Source organism: Sphingobium sp. AP50, assembly GCF_900109095.1.
In the GTDB taxonomy this organism is placed as follows: domain Bacteria; phylum Pseudomonadota; class Alphaproteobacteria; order Sphingomonadales; family Sphingomonadaceae; genus Sphingobium.
Genome location: NZ_FNYZ01000008.1, coordinates 162413 through 176070, shown reverse-complemented (window position 1 = coordinate 176070; position 13658 = coordinate 162413). Strand labels below are relative to the sequence as shown.

Annotated in this window: 14 protein-coding genes and 1 tRNA gene; 9 read left to right on the top strand and 6 right to left on the bottom strand. The window is 63.4% G+C overall.

Going from position 1 to position 13658, the window contains the following annotated elements; translation table 11 throughout:
• The first annotated feature begins 63 nt into the window (after positions 1-63).
• The 4 genes from BMY84_RS14870 (at position 64) to BMY84_RS14855 (ending at position 3406) form a co-directional block, all read left to right on the top strand.
• On the top strand, positions 64-354 hold the full coding sequence (locus BMY84_RS14870) for an integration host factor subunit beta (protein WP_093019768.1): 291 nt from the start codon (positions 64-66) through the stop codon (positions 352-354).
• A 66-nt stretch (positions 355-420) separates the two neighbouring features.
• A tRNA-Leu gene (locus tag BMY84_RS14865) sits at positions 421-506 on the top strand.
• A gap of 129 nt (positions 507-635) precedes the next feature.
• Complete coding sequence (locus BMY84_RS14860; RefSeq protein WP_143075054.1) at positions 636-1553, top strand: FkbM family methyltransferase; 918 nt, start codon at positions 636-638, stop codon at positions 1551-1553.
• Between the two features lie 68 nt (positions 1554-1621).
• On the top strand, positions 1622-3406 hold the full coding sequence (locus BMY84_RS14855; RefSeq protein ID WP_093084855.1) for a cation:proton antiporter domain-containing protein: 1785 nt from the start codon (positions 1622-1624) through the stop codon (positions 3404-3406).
• Here BMY84_RS14855 and BMY84_RS14850 read toward each other — a convergent pair.
• From BMY84_RS14850 to BMY84_RS14835, 4 genes are all read right to left on the bottom strand, one after another.
• Entirely contained in the window at positions 3403-4344 is a 942-nt protein-coding gene (locus BMY84_RS14850) for a glutaminase (RefSeq protein ID WP_093084854.1), read from the bottom strand. The genes BMY84_RS14855 and BMY84_RS14850 overlap by 4 nt on opposite strands.
• 136 nt (positions 4345-4480) lie before the next feature.
• A complete protein-coding gene (locus BMY84_RS14845) occupies positions 4481-5863 on the bottom strand; it encodes an SPOR domain-containing protein (RefSeq protein ID WP_093084853.1) in 1383 nt (460 codons plus the stop codon).
• 19 nt (positions 5864-5882) lie between these two features.
• Positions 5883-6398, bottom strand: coding sequence for a hypothetical protein (locus BMY84_RS14840; RefSeq protein WP_093084851.1), 516 nt, complete (start codon positions 6396-6398; stop codon positions 5883-5885).
• Between the two features lie 16 nt (positions 6399-6414).
• The gene (locus BMY84_RS14835) at positions 6415-7137 is read right to left on the bottom strand and encodes a ParA family protein (RefSeq protein WP_093084850.1); all 723 of its coding nucleotides are present in this window, start codon (positions 7135-7137) and stop codon (positions 6415-6417) included.
• Positions 7138-7307: 170 nt separating this feature from the next.
• On the opposite strand from BMY84_RS14835, the gene BMY84_RS14830 reads away from it, so the two are divergent.
• Positions 7308-8387, top strand: a complete 1080-nt coding sequence (locus BMY84_RS14830) for an SPOR domain-containing protein (RefSeq protein ID WP_093084849.1) — start codon at positions 7308-7310, stop codon at positions 8385-8387.
• Positions 8388-8485: 98 nt separating this feature from the next.
• Here the strand turns inward: BMY84_RS14830 and BMY84_RS14825 are convergent, their stop codons facing one another.
• A complete protein-coding gene (locus BMY84_RS14825; RefSeq protein ID WP_093084848.1) occupies positions 8486-9382 on the bottom strand; it encodes a LysR substrate-binding domain-containing protein in 897 nt (298 codons plus the stop codon).
• 87 nt (positions 9383-9469) lie between these two features.
• On the opposite strand from BMY84_RS14825, the gene BMY84_RS14820 reads away from it, so the two are divergent.
• Genes BMY84_RS14820 through BMY84_RS14805 form a run of 4 tightly spaced genes read left to right on the top strand, consistent with a single transcriptional unit; the run spans position 9470 to position 13161 of the window.
• The gene (locus BMY84_RS14820; protein ID WP_093084847.1) at positions 9470-10492 is read left to right on the top strand and encodes a DUF1338 domain-containing protein; all 1023 of its coding nucleotides are present in this window, start codon (positions 9470-9472) and stop codon (positions 10490-10492) included.
• Between the two features lie 5 nt (positions 10493-10497).
• Positions 10498-11898 carry a succinylglutamate-semialdehyde dehydrogenase gene (gene astD / locus BMY84_RS14815; protein WP_093084944.1) on the top strand — a complete coding sequence of 467 codons (1401 nt, stop codon included), beginning with the start codon at positions 10498-10500 and terminating at the stop codon, positions 11896-11898.
• 43 nt (positions 11899-11941) lie between these two features.
• The gene (purU, locus tag BMY84_RS14810) at positions 11942-12820 is read left to right on the top strand and encodes a formyltetrahydrofolate deformylase (protein ID WP_093084846.1); all 879 of its coding nucleotides are present in this window, start codon (positions 11942-11944) and stop codon (positions 12818-12820) included.
• A gap of 5 nt (positions 12821-12825) precedes the next feature.
• A complete protein-coding gene (locus tag BMY84_RS14805; protein WP_371262424.1) occupies positions 12826-13161 on the top strand; it encodes a DUF6678 family protein in 336 nt (111 codons plus the stop codon).
• A 20-nt stretch (positions 13162-13181) separates the two neighbouring features.
• Here the strand turns inward: BMY84_RS14805 and BMY84_RS29740 are convergent, their stop codons facing one another.
• Positions 13182-13343: a hypothetical protein gene (locus tag BMY84_RS29740; RefSeq protein WP_177204029.1), complete on the bottom strand. Its 162-nt coding sequence runs from the start codon at positions 13341-13343 to the stop codon at positions 13182-13184.
• Positions 13344-13658 lie beyond the last annotated feature (315 nt).

The window sequence follows — 13658 nt, the reverse complement described above, 5'->3', positions numbered from 1 at the left end:
GTCAAAGGCTTGCCGAATCTCTATTGTGCATGTGGGGCACAGCAGAGGGGCGCTGGAGATCCAATGATCCGTTCGGAATTGATCCAGAAACTGGCCGAGGAAAACCCCGGTCTCAACCTCCAGGAAGTGGAGAAGATCGTCGATCTTTTCTTCAAGGAGATTGTCGACCGATTATCATCGGGGGGGCGAGTCGAACTGCGCGGCTTTGGCGCCTTCACCACCCGATCGCGCGATGCCCGCACGGGCCGCAATCCCCGAACTGGCGAACAAGTGCCGGTGGATGCCAAGCGCGTGCCCTATTTCAAGCCGGGCAAGGAAATGCGCGAGCGGCTGAACGTTAAGGGCGAGGCCTGATAACGCCATCTGTCGCTTGACCTCTCGCTCGCCAGCCTTCAGGGGTGGCGAGCCTTGAGCATATAAGCGGACGTGGCGAAATCGGTAGACGCAGCGGACTTAAAATCCGCCTTCCCCTGGAATTGCGGGTTCAAGTCCCGCCGTCCGCACCACCCTGACAGCCGACTGGACATTTCCGCAACGCCGTTGCAGGCCGCGTGCGGCGCAATGCTTGACCCACACTGTACCACAGGCCACCTGTATTTCGGGTCGCAAGGCATCGCGTGGCAAGGGGAAATGGGGTGGAGAAAGCAGTGAGGCGGATCGGTCGCGCGATCCGATCCTTCCGATATAATCGAAACCTGATACCCGATCTGGTAGATGCGCTATATCGCACGTTGCTGTTGCGCACGCCCGATCCGGTAGGCCGCGCACAACATATCAATGCCCTGACCAAAGGCCGCCTCTCCATCGGCGACGCTTTCAATTCGATACTAGGTTCGGAAGAATTCTTCCACAAGCGCGGGCGGTTACTGACCCATCATCATCCCGAACGGCATGACCAGTTCTTCATGGACATGTCGCAATTTGGCGAAATCCCGACGTTGGTCCGCGCCATGATGGACATGGTCTGCACCAACCGCATTGTCGTGGACGTTGGCGTGCTTGGTGTCCATGATTCAAACAGCTATGATCTGATGCGCTGGTTCGGCTGGCGCGGCCTGCTGATCGAGGCGAACGACCGGTTGATCGACCGGATCAGGCATGAATTCGGTCCACTAAACTATAAGATCGTCAATGTGGCGGTTTCCAATCATGAAGGGGAAGCCACGCTCCACATCGGTACCAACAATGGCGTATCGTCCCTGACCCAGGCCCATTCGGCGAAATTCGGACCAACGGCTGGTCAGATCAGCGTAAAGGTCGAACCTCTGCCGGCGATATTGGCGCGGGAGGATATTCCGCTGCGCTTCGACCTGTTGTCGATCGATATCGAAGGGGAAGATATCAAGGTGCTCAACCACCTCATCACAACATCCCCCTACCGCCCAAACTGGATAATCGTCGAAGCCGGCCTGGAAACGCCGTATAGCCCCGGCATCCTGCCATTGGTTCCGGCGTTCGACGCGGAATATGAATGTGTCGGCGCCACGATCGCCAACCTGATCTTCCGCAATCGCTCACTGTTGCAGCGACTGAAGGCCAGCGAGAACAGATAAAGCCGACGAATAGAGGATTTTTTACGACAAACTCTGGCCATTTGCGCCCGCAGCCGCAATGATGGGGCATGGCCGGCACAATCAATACACAAAGCTTCAGCGACTCCCTCGTCATCCTCGGCGCTGCCGGGTTGGTGATCCCGGGATTTGCCCGTTTCCGCATCAGTCCTGTGATCGGTTTCATTCTGGTGGGTCTGGCCGTTGGCCCGGCGGGGCTTGGCGCGCTGGTCGGCCAATATCCCTGGCTTTATCATGTGACGATATCCAATCGCGAAGCGATAGAACCATTCGCGGAACTGGGCGTCATATTATTGCTCTTCTCGATCGGACTGGAACTGAGTTTCCGACGATTGTGGACGATGCGAGCCCAGGTATTCGGCGTAGGTGCGGCGGAACTGATCGGCAGCGGGTTGCTGATCGCGCTGGGCCTCTATCTGCTGGGCCAGCCGACGGCCGGCGCCATTGGCCTTGGCCTTGCCCTTGCCCTGTCTTCCACGGCGGTCGTGCTGCCGATGGTGGGGACACAGAGCGCAGTCGGGCGATCCGCCTTTTCCATGCTGCTGTTCGAGGATCTTGCCCTCGTCCCGATCATCTTCATGCTCGGCGCGCTGGCGCCATCGGTCGCGGCCAGCCCGGAAGGCGCCTGGAACGAACTGGCCAACACGTTGATGAAGGGCGGCATCACCATTGCCGTGATGCTGGTGCTGGGGCGCCTGGCCCTGCCCCAGATGTTCAGTCAGGCGGCACGAACCAAAAGCCCTGAAGTGTTCCTCGCAGCAAGTCTGCTGGTCGTGATCGTCTCCAGCCTTGCCACATCGATCGCGGGTCTTTCACCGATCGTGGGCGCGCTGCTGGCCGGCCTGCTGATCGCCGAAACGGATTATCATGGCGAGGTCGAGGTGATGACCGCCCCGTTCAAGGGGCTGGCGCTGGGCGTGTTCCTGATCACCGTGGGCATGAGCCTGGACATTCGCGTCATCCTGGCCAACTGGCCCAGCCTGCTGCTGGCAGTCATGGGCGTGGTGGTGGCCAAGACGCTGGTGACATCCGGCCTCCTTTATCTGTCGGGCGTGCGCAAGGGTGTAGCGCTGGAAGTCGGCGTGCTGATGTCCAGCCCGTCGGAAACCACGCTGATCGTGCTGTCGGCGGCGGCGGCGGCGCAATTGATCCTACCTTCGACGGCCGCCTTCTGGCAGATCGTGACCGCCATCGGCCTGACCATCACGCCGCTGCTGGCGCGCATCGGCCATGATATTGCCCGGCGGCTGGAAATGGCGATTGGCGAAGAACGGGTAGAAGCCGAGCAGGATCAGACGGAGGCCGCCGCTGTGGTCATCGGTTTCGGTCGGGTGGGGCGCATGGTGTGCGACCTGCTCAAGACCCATAAGCAGCGCTTCATCGTGGTCGAGTCTGATCCGGACGTCGTCGCAGAGGCGCGGCGGCTGGGCTATCCCATTCTGTTCGGTGACGTGGCGCGGGCGGAGATGCTGGACAAGCTGCGATTGGGCCATGCCCGCGCGCTGATCCTGACGATGGACGATCCGGTGCTATCGGTGCGCGTGACCAAGCGGGTGCGCGGCTGGGTGCCCGACCTGCCGATCATCGCCCGGGCGCGCGACACCGATCATGCGACCCAACTCTACAAGGCAGGCGCGAGCGATGCCGTACCGGAGACGCTGGAAAGTTCATTGCAGCTGGCGGAAACAGCGCTGGTCGATCTAGGCGTCGCGATGGGGCCAGTGATCGCGTCGATCCATCAGACGCGCGAAGATCTGCGCATGGGCATCAAGGAAGCCGCCCATCTGGAAATCGCCCCAAAGCTGCGCCGACTGCGTCCGGATGAGGTGCCTTAACGCGCATCCGGCGGACTGAAGACCGACCAGCCAGTGCGGCGCGCAAGTAACTCAAGCGCCTGCGTGCCCAACTGGCTGTTGCCATTTTCGTTGAGCCCCGGCGACCAGACCGCGATCGATGCCCGCCCCGGCACGATGGCAAGGATGCCGCCGCCCACGCCCGACTTACCGGGAATGCCGACGCGAAAGGCGAAATCGCCCGATGCATCATAATGGCCACAGGTCAGCATCAGTGCATTGATGCGCCGGGCGCGACCGGGCGATACTACCCTGCCCCCGTCGGGATGCCGACCGTCCAGCATGAGGTAGCGGCCGGCCAGCGCCAACTGGCGGCAGTTCATCTCGATCGCGCATTGATGGAAATAGCTGCCCAGCACCAGATCGACCGGATGGCGGACATTGCCGAAGGCGCGCATATAGTTGGCCAGCGCCATGTTACGAAAGCCGGTCGCGGTTTCGGAGGCGGCCACCTCCTCATTGATGGCGATCGCGTCATCGCCGGCGAGATAGCGCACGAAGCGCAGCATTTCGCCGATCGCCACACGCGGCTGATGCCCACCCAGATTGACGTCGGACACCACGATCGCACCGGCATTGATGAAGGGGTTACGCGGAATCCCCTGCTCCTGTTCAAGCTGGACGATCGAATTGAAGGCATTACCCGACGGCTCGCGCCCCACCCGATCCCATAGCTGATCGCCGACCTTGCCCAGCGCCAAAGTCAGCGCAAACACCTTTGAAATGGACTGGATCGAAAAGCCGGTGTCGGCGTCACCGCCGACCAGCAGACGACCGTCGGCCGTCGCGATGGCAATGCCGAACTGCGCCGGATCGACCTTGGCCAGTTCGGGTATATAGCTGGCAACCTGCCCGCGATCCTCCATCGCCTGCATGGTGGTAGCGATTTCGTCGACAAGAGCGGGGAGATCGGGGACCATGACGACGCTCCATAAGCGCAAAGGCCAGACATGGCACGGCGGAAAATCCGTTCCCCAACTCGCCTTCCGTCAGAAGAAAAAGCGCGCAAAACCCGATGGGTCTGCGCGCTTCAAGGATCGCTTGGGAGCGTAGGAATCAGCGTGAAGCGTATTGGCGTCCGCGAGTGGCGAGCGCCCAGCGCTGCGGAGTGGCGTTCGGAGCGGTTTCACGCACGAAGCACTGGCCGCGCTGCGCCCGGATCGTGCGGCAGGCCAGCGTTGCGTCAGCCCGGCTGGCAAAGCCGCTGATGGCGAGACGATGATAGGGTTTGCCGTTGACCGTCGCCTGGCTGGTGAGAACCGGGAAAGCCGCCAGCGTGCCGCTGCGACCGGCCATGCTCATATATTTTTCCTTGGCGATCGCTGCACTGTCATAGGCGCCAAGCTGGACGACCCAGTTGCTGGCGCCATTGCTGACGGGCTTGAGGAAAGCAGCCTGCTGCATCCGGGCAACCGGCGCGGCAGCAACCTGTGTCTTGGCAGAGGATTTGGCGAAAGCCTTTGCCGCGACCGGGCGAGCGTTATGATCCTCAATGATGAAATCGCGCGCCGCGACGCGCACCGGCCTGGACGATGCCTTGATGACCGGCACGGGTGCTGGTTGCACAACCTGTTGGGGCGCAGGCGGTTGAGGCGCAGGCGCGGCTTCAGCGACCTGTACGGGCGCGATCGGCTGCACTTCGGGCTCCGGCGCGGCGGCCGGCGTGACCTCCGCCATCTGCACCGGCGCAGCAACGGGCGCGGCCAGCGCCAGCGCGATCGGCTGGCCCGGATCACCTTCATTACGGATCACGCCCATCAGTGCGGCGACGCGCATCGGAGCCAGCGACGGTTCGGCAATCTGCGCCCAATCGGAAATCCGCTTGTTGGCGTCCAGCGGTTCCATGTCCATGCCCACAATCATACGGGCATCCTTCCAGCGGCCGCCCAGCGCATAGGCATAGGCTAGATTTTGGCGCGTGCGGGCGGTGGCGGACGGGTCATGGATCGCCTGCGACAGGATGCGCACGCCTTCGACCGGATCGCCGGCCATCGCCATGGCCAGGCCATAATCGCCGGCAGGGACGGTGTCGGCATGTTCGATCAGCAGGTTGCGCGCCGCGTCGGGACGGCCCTGCGCAACCTGCACCAGCGCAAGGCTAACGACGGTGCTGGCATCAGCATTGCCCAGATCCATCGCATCGGCAAGCGCGGTTTCAGCCGAGGCGAAGCGGCCGGCCAGCACATAGGCGCGACCCAATATCTGGCGATAGGCAGCGTTCTGCGGCGCAAGCTGGACCGCGGCTTCAGCCGATTCCACCGCCTTGACGGCGTTGCGGCTGGCCAGCGCCTTTTCAGCGGCGGCAGCAAGTTTGGCCGGATCGCCCTTCTGCTGGACCGCTGAGGTCCGGGGACGGAAGGCTGCACCGGTGCAGCCGACCATGGTGGTGGCGACGATCAGCGAGGATAGTGCCGCCTTTCCAAATGTCTTGCGGTTCATATCAATACCCACCCTTCATTCACTGGCCGTCGCGCATGTGCGGCAGCTGCTGCGTCAGCCGGTCGATTTCCGGCAGGTCGTTGAGAAAATCGTCGAGCGACTGGGTGACGATCTGCTGGGCCGACTGCCCGGTGATCGCGCAGGCCAGCCGCAGCTTGAGATGGCGTTCGGCGTCCAGCCGCAGCGTGAAGGCGGCCTTGCGCCCCGTTGCGGCCTTGGCATCGGTCTTGGCGCCCTTACCCATGATCCGCTGCGCCAGAGTCCGGCGTTCCTTGACGACCGGCGGCTCCGGGGCCGTGATCGGCGGGACCGGTGCCATCGGTGTCAGGCCAATCGGCACAACGGGCTCTTCGACCGGCTGTGGCATCGGCTCCACGTCGAAGCCCATGTCGTTCCAGCCCAGATCATCCTGCGGAACGGCTGCCGTCGCGGCGCGGCCGAAGCCCAGCATCGGGCGGCGCATGGCAGGCTGCGCCGCGCCCTTGCGGGCGAGCAGGCCGGAGGTCAGCGATGCGAGCGGTTTGGGTTCTGCCATTGGTCTGTCCCTCCCCTTACTGGCCGATCACGCGGCGGCCGAAGCCTCCGCCCGAAGGGCGCGGTGCGCCGACCGTACCGACGCTGCCCTGGGGCACGGAAAAGACCGTGCGGCGGAAATTCTTTTCGAGGCGATCCGACACATAGGACCAGAGCGCCACGACCTCCCCGGCCGAGCGACCTTTGGGATCGACCTCCATCACGGTACGGCCATCGATCATCGATGCCGCGAAATCGGTGCGATGATGCAGCGTCACCGGCGCGACCGTGCCATGCTGCGACAGGGCGACAGCGGCTTCGGAGGTGATGCGCGCCTTGGGCGTGGCGGCGTTGACGACGAAGATCAGCGGCTTGCCCGCGCGTTCGCACAGGTCGACGGTGGCGCCCACGGCGCGCAGGTCGTGTGGGCTGGGCCGGGTCGGCACGACGATCAGTTCGGCCACGGAAATGACGCTCTGAATCGCCATGGTGATGGCAGGCGGCGTATCGATGACAGCCAGCTTGAAGCCCTGCTGACGCAATATCTCAAGATCGGCGGCCAAACGCGCGACCGTGGTCTGGGCAAAGGCGGGATATTCGGCCTCCCGCTCATTCCACCAATCGGCGAGCGACCCCTGCGGGTCGATATCGATCAGCACCACGGGGCCGGCGCCAGCCATCTGCGCTTGCACAGCAAGATGACCGGACAAGGTCGTCTTGCCCGATCCGCCCTTCTGTGATGCCAATGCCAGAATCCGCACGCACGTCCCCCCAGAAAATCCAGTTCCGTAGGGATTGCCATGGGCGCGCCTAAAATTCGGTTAACTGCATGCATGACTATGTCTTGTCTTGATGCACTCGCGCTAACGCGACATTAACCTTGTTTGGGGATAGATGTTTTGTAAATTCATCTGGGCAGGAGCATGGATACATGCACGGTAGACATATTTGGGGATCGGCGGCTGCCGCGCTGTTGATCGCGACCGCACCGGCCATCGCCGATGTAAAGACCGGCGTCGATGCCTGGCAGCAGGGCGACTATGCCAAGGCGATCGGCGAATGGCGGCCGCTGGCGCAGGCGGGCGATTCCGACGCGCAATTCAATCTGGGCCAAGCCTATAAGCTGGGCCGCGGCGTCCAGCCGGATCTGAATATTGCGATCGACTGGTATCGCAAGGCCGCACAACAGGGGCATATGCGCGCCGAGGATAATCTGGGCCTGCTGCTGTTCCAGCAGGGGGACCGGAGCGGCGCCATGCCCTATCTCCAGCATGCCTCCATGCGTGGCGAACCGCGCGCGCAATATATTGTCGGGACCGCCCTGTTCAACGGGGACATGATCGGCAAGGATTGGGTGCGTGCCTATGCGCTGATGACCCGCGCTTCGGCTGCGGGCCTGCCGCAGGCCTCGTCCAGCCTTGAGCAGATGGACAAGTTCATCCCTGAAGACCAGCGCAGACAGGGTCTGGCCCTGGCCGCCAGCCTGGAAAAGAATGACAGCAGCAGCAACGCGATGGCGGCCGTTACGCCGACCCCCATGCGCAGCACCCCATCTGCGGTCCGCACGACCGAATTGCCGCCTTCGATCATGAACATTCCTTCGGCCTCGCCACCGAGGCAGGTGGCGAGCGCCACCCCCGCACCGACCCAGCCAAAGCCGGTACAACCCAAGCCTGTTCCGGCCAAGCCTGTTCTGCCCAAGCCTGCACCGCAGGTGGCCGTGGCAAAGCCAGCACCCACGCCGCCTGCGCCCCGCGCCACGCCTGCACCGGCAGCATCGGGCAATTGGCGCGTTCAGCTTGGCGCATTCGGCGAAGAAGGACGCGCCCGTGCGCTCTGGAGTCAGCTCAGCAAGAAGGTCGGCGGCCTGTCCGCCTATCAACCCTATCTGGTGAAAGCCGGAGCCGTCACGCGGCTTCAGGCCGGGCCGATCGCCAGCAGCGCCGACGCCAGCCGCCTGTGCGGCGCGATCAGGGCGGCCGGTGCGGACTGCATGCCCAAGAAGATGTAATGCTACCTCCGTTCGTTTCGAGCGAAGTCGAAAAACGATAAGCGCCGTTCTGGCCGCTTCTCGACATCGCTCGAAGCGAACGGGGATGTTGGAAAAGCTCACCCGCCCCGCGCCTGATCCAGCATCCAGTCGCGAAACTGGGCCAGTGGCCCGGCCAGCGCATCGGGCGGATAGACGAGATAATAGGCCTGCTCGGTCGACATCGGCCGGGCGAAGGGGATGATCAAAGTCCCCGCCTCCAGTTCCGGCCGGATCAGGAAACTGGGGATCAGCGCAACCCCTGCCCCGGCCGCCGACGCTTGCGCCAGCATCAGAAAATGTTCGAAGGCGGGACCGGGCAGCAGTCCCGACGCATCCACACCGGCCGCCGCCAGCCAGCGCGCCCAGGCATCCCGGCGGGAAGACTGGCTGAGCAAGGGCACATGCAGCAGGTCGGCTGGCTCGCGCAGCGGATGCGCCGCAAGCCATTCCGGCGCGCAAACCGGCACCGCTTCCTCCCGGAAAAGAAAGTCCATCGCAACGCCGGGCCATTCCTCCGCGACACCGAAATGGACAGCTGCATCGAAATCCTCATGCCCGAAATCGAAGGGCTGGGACCGGGCGGCAAAATCGATCACCAGATCGGGATGGCGCGCGGTCAGTTGCGGCAGGCGCGGCGCCAGCCAGCGCATGCCGAAGCTGGGCAGGGTCGCCACCCGCAGCGCCGTCTGCGATGGCCGCGACGAAGCCCGCGCGCTGGCGCGGCGGATGGCATCAAGCGCAGGCAGCAAATCCTCGGCATAGGCGCGTCCGGCCTCATTCAGGCGTACCCGCCGCCCGATCCGGTCGAACAAAGGCGTTTGCAGCCAAGCTTCCAACTGGGCGATCTGACGACTGACCGCACTCTGGGTCAGGCCGATTTCCTGCCCGGCGCGGGAAAAGCCGCCATGGCGCACCGCCGCCTCGAACGCGGTCAGCGTGCTCATCGGGGGTAGCCATTTGCGGAAATTGCTCATTCCAAACTCGCATCAACAGATGACAGGTCGCCATTTTGAAAATCATGCCTATCTTGCGATAATGATGCTATCACCCCGGAGCATTTCATGTCGAATGAGAATATAAGCACGATAGAGGCGCTGGTCGTCGCGACACTGGGCAAGGATATTGCCCGCCAGACGCTGAACATGCTGACGATCAACCCGGCGCTGCTGGCCGAGAGCGGCAACAGCGTGTCGCGCGCCGCCTTTGCCATGGCGATGAATGTCTGCCTGTTCCACGACCTGCTCGTCCGTGTGCCCAGCGGTGACGCCTATGTCGCCGACACGTTGGCGCGGGGCGGCACCGTGTTGTTCGATCATGGCGCGTTGCGGGCGATCCGCTTTCCGGAGGGGCCGACCGGCGCCCTGCCCGGTGGCGAGGATGCCTTTACGCGCATTTTCCTGCCGCTGGGGTTCGAAATGGCGGCGCTTTATCCGCTGGAACGGCTGCGCATGACCGGCCGCGCCTATCGCCATGTCGACTATCCCGAAGCCATTCCGCAATTCTTCCTGTCCGAACTGCATGTCGATAGGTTCGACGCGGAATTTGGCGAGGCGGCGGCTCGCGTCTTCGGCACATCGCGCGATCCGCTGGATGACGCGGCGAAGGCGGTTCTGGCGCGCTATGCCGCAGGAGAAACTGTCTCACTCGCTGATGCAATGGCGGTTCTGCCGACCATTTTGTCCGCCTTCGATCGCCAGCATGAACCGCCCGCCTTCGACGATTATCAGTTGCTGCTGTCCCGATCCAATGAAGCGGCCTGGATCGCGACCGAGGGCAATGCCTTCAACCACGCCACCGACCGGGTCGCCAATGTCGCCGCGCTGGCCGATCGCCTGAAGGCGGAAGACCGCCCGATGAAGGAGAAGCTGGAAATCTCCGCCACCGGACGAGTGCGCCAGACGGCTTTTCGCGCCGACAGTGTCGAACGTCCGTTCGCTGACGGGGAACTGCGTATGGTGCCGGGCTCCTTCTATGAATTCATCAGTCGCGACATCGACCCGGCAACGGGTCGCCTCGACCTGGCGTTCGACACCGGCAACGCCACCGGCATTTTCGCCATGACCAGCGCGAAGGAAGCAAAGTGAGCGCCATGTTACAGTCCTTCGACCCGGCGTCGCGCGAACTGGTCTGGGAAGGGCCGGTCGCGGGCGCGGAAGAATGCCATCGCGCTATCGCCCGCGCCCACGCCGCCCTGCCCGGCTGGCGCGCATTGCCGGTGGACGATCGCATCGCCATCGCCCGCCGCTACGCGCAGGTGCTGGGCGAACGGCGGGCCGCGCTGGCCGAACTCATCTCGCGCGAGACGGGCAAGCTGCTCTGGGAAAGCGACGCCGAAATCGGATCGATGATCGCCAAGGTCGATGTGTCGATCAAGGCGCATGGCGAACGCACCGGTGAGCGCGCAGCCGACATGCCCTTTGGCCGGGCGGTGCTGCGCCATCGTGGTCATGGCGTGATGGCGGTGCTCGGCCCCTATAATTTCCCCGGCCATCTGCCCAACGGCCATATCGTTCCGGCGCTGATCGCGGGCAATGCCGTCGTGTTCAAGCCTTCCGAGATCACCCCGGCCACTGGCGCGGCAATGGCCGATGCCTGGGCCGCCGCAGGCCTGCCCGAAGGGTTGCTGACCGTGGTGCAGGGCGGACGATCGACCGGCGAAGCCCTGGTAGCGGGCGATATTGACGGGCTGCTTTTCACCGGATCGGCGGGCGCCGGCGCGGCGTTGCGACGTGCGCTGGTCGACCGGCCGCATGTCATCATGGCGCTGGAACTGGGCGGCAATAATCCGCTGATCGCCTGGGACAGTCCCAAAGCCGCCGCGTCGATCATCGTCAATTCGGCCTTCATCACCACCGGCCAGCGCTGTTCCTGCGCGCGGCGGCTGATCGTGCCGGAAGGCGCGACCGGCGATGCCATCGTGGAGGCGACCGCCGCACTGGCCGCACAGCTTCCCATCGCCGCCTGGAACGAACCGGGCGAGGCCTTCATGGGGCCGCTGGTGTCGGATCAGGCCGCTGCCGCATCCCACCGCGCCGTCAGCGACCTGATCGCCCATGGTGCGAAGGTCATCCGCCCGTTCAACGGCATCAATGGTCGCAGCGCCGCCTTCGTCACCCCTGCCCTGCTGGACATGACCGGCATGGAAGCGCCGGATGCAGAGATTTTTGCTCCCGTGCTGTCGATCATCCGGGTGCCGGATTTCGATGCGGCGATCGCGGCCGCCAATGCCACCAGCTTCGGCCTGTCGGCGGGCCTGATCTCGCAGGACGAAGCGCTGTGGCAGCGCGTGGTGGAGGAAAGCCGGGCCGGCGTGGTCAATCGCAACCGGCCGACCACAGGCGCTGCGGGCAATATGCCCTTCGGTGGTCTGGGCGCATCGGGCAATCACCGGCCCAGCGCCTATTATGCGGCCGACTATTGCGCCTATCCCATTGCCAGTTTCGAGGCGGATGGCGTGGTGGCGGTGCCAGTTAACGGCTTGAACAGCTAAAGCCATTAGGGCAACGGCTTGCCATCCTTATCGGAGGGGCCCCTTGTCCAATCCTGTATCCAACCCTGTCATTCCATCCTGGGTTCTGACCTTGGTCTGTGCCGATCGCGTCGGCATCGTCGCAGCGGTCAGCCAATTTCTGGCGACACGCGGCGGCTTTATCACCGACAGCCAGCAATATGCCGACCGGGAAGCCGACCTGTTCTTCATGCGCGTCGCATTCGAAGCCACCGATGACCGGATGCACGACACCGATGGCCTGCGCGCCGATTTCGCGAGCATTGGCGAAGAATTTGCGATGGACTGGTCTCTGACCGCCGCCAGCCATCGCCCGCGCATGCTGATCGCGGTGTCGAAGGGATCGCATTGCCTGGCCGACCTGCTCCACCGCTGGCAGACGGGCATGCTGGCGGTCGATATCATGGGCGTGGTGTCCAACCATCCCGACATGCGCCGCATCACCGAATGGCATGGCATCCCCTATCATGAACTGCCCGCCAATGGCGACAAGGCGGCGCAGGAGGCCGCACTGCTCGATATCTTCGACCGCAGCCGGTCCGACTATCTGATCCTCGCCCGCTATATGCAGATACTGTCAGAGGAACTGGTCGCGCGGATGGCCGGGCGCTGCATCAACATCCATCACAGTTTCCTGCCCGGCTTCAAGGGCGCCCGCCCCTATCACCGCGCCCATGAGCGCGGCGTGAAACTGATCGGCGCGACCGCCCATTTCGTGACTGCCGATCTGGACGAAGGGCCGATCATAGAACAGGCGGTCGAGCGCGTCGACCATCGCGCCACCGCCGACGACATGATCCGCATCGGCCGCGATATCGAGGCGCAGGTGCTGGCCCGCGCGGTCGCCTGGATCGCCGACCGGCGCGTGCTGATCAATGGCGGCAAGACGGTGGTGTTCCGGTAATCGACATGGCCGATAGACAGAAAAGCAAACCCACTTCCGTCATGAACGACACCAAGTGGGACGAAATCAGGCTTGCCATGCATGAGCTACCCTTCCCCTGCAAATGGCGCACGGTTTCAACCGAAGGCTATCAGTCAGAGCCGGATGCAGACTGGTATTACCATTTCCGTATCGGCGGCTACAATTGCATTTCCTACCTCGACATTCTCGTTACAGACGATACCAAGCGCAAAGCCGTTCGCGAAATCTTGCAGGCCATCCATGTACCCGGTGAGGAAACAGCAGAAGGTTTTCGCATCTACGGTTATCAAGCCGAAAACATGGCAATGAACTATCTGTAGAAAGCCATCGCGGACGTAATCTACAGCCCCAGCCGCGCCCAGAAGTCGTCCGCAGCGATAGGCGCGGGCGTCGCGGCAGCCACCTTGTGATCGGCGCGAGTCCAACTGCTGTGTGGGATATAGATATGCTGCGCCGACTGGGCATGGCGTTGCAGGCGGGCGCGTGTGGTCGTGCGGGTCATCGTCTTCTCCTTCAAGCAAGGGAACACGAAACCTGGCGTGGTCGCTTCGGCACCGTGCGCTTTAGCCGTTGGTGACGCGGAGCAAGCTGACATCCTTCAAAAGCCGCGGAGCGCTAAGCTCGCCACTTTATCTAGCGATTAAATTGAGAATGTCGAAATAGCTTTGCTTGGGGGCAGGTACAGATGACCTTGCCCGCCAGAGGTGCGTGCCAATTCCTGCTGCCAGGCGGAATCCGCGGGAAAAGCGGCCAGACCGAAAGCCCGTAAAGCCGATCAGCCCACGATGCTGTAGAGGAACCAGCCGACGATCAGCAG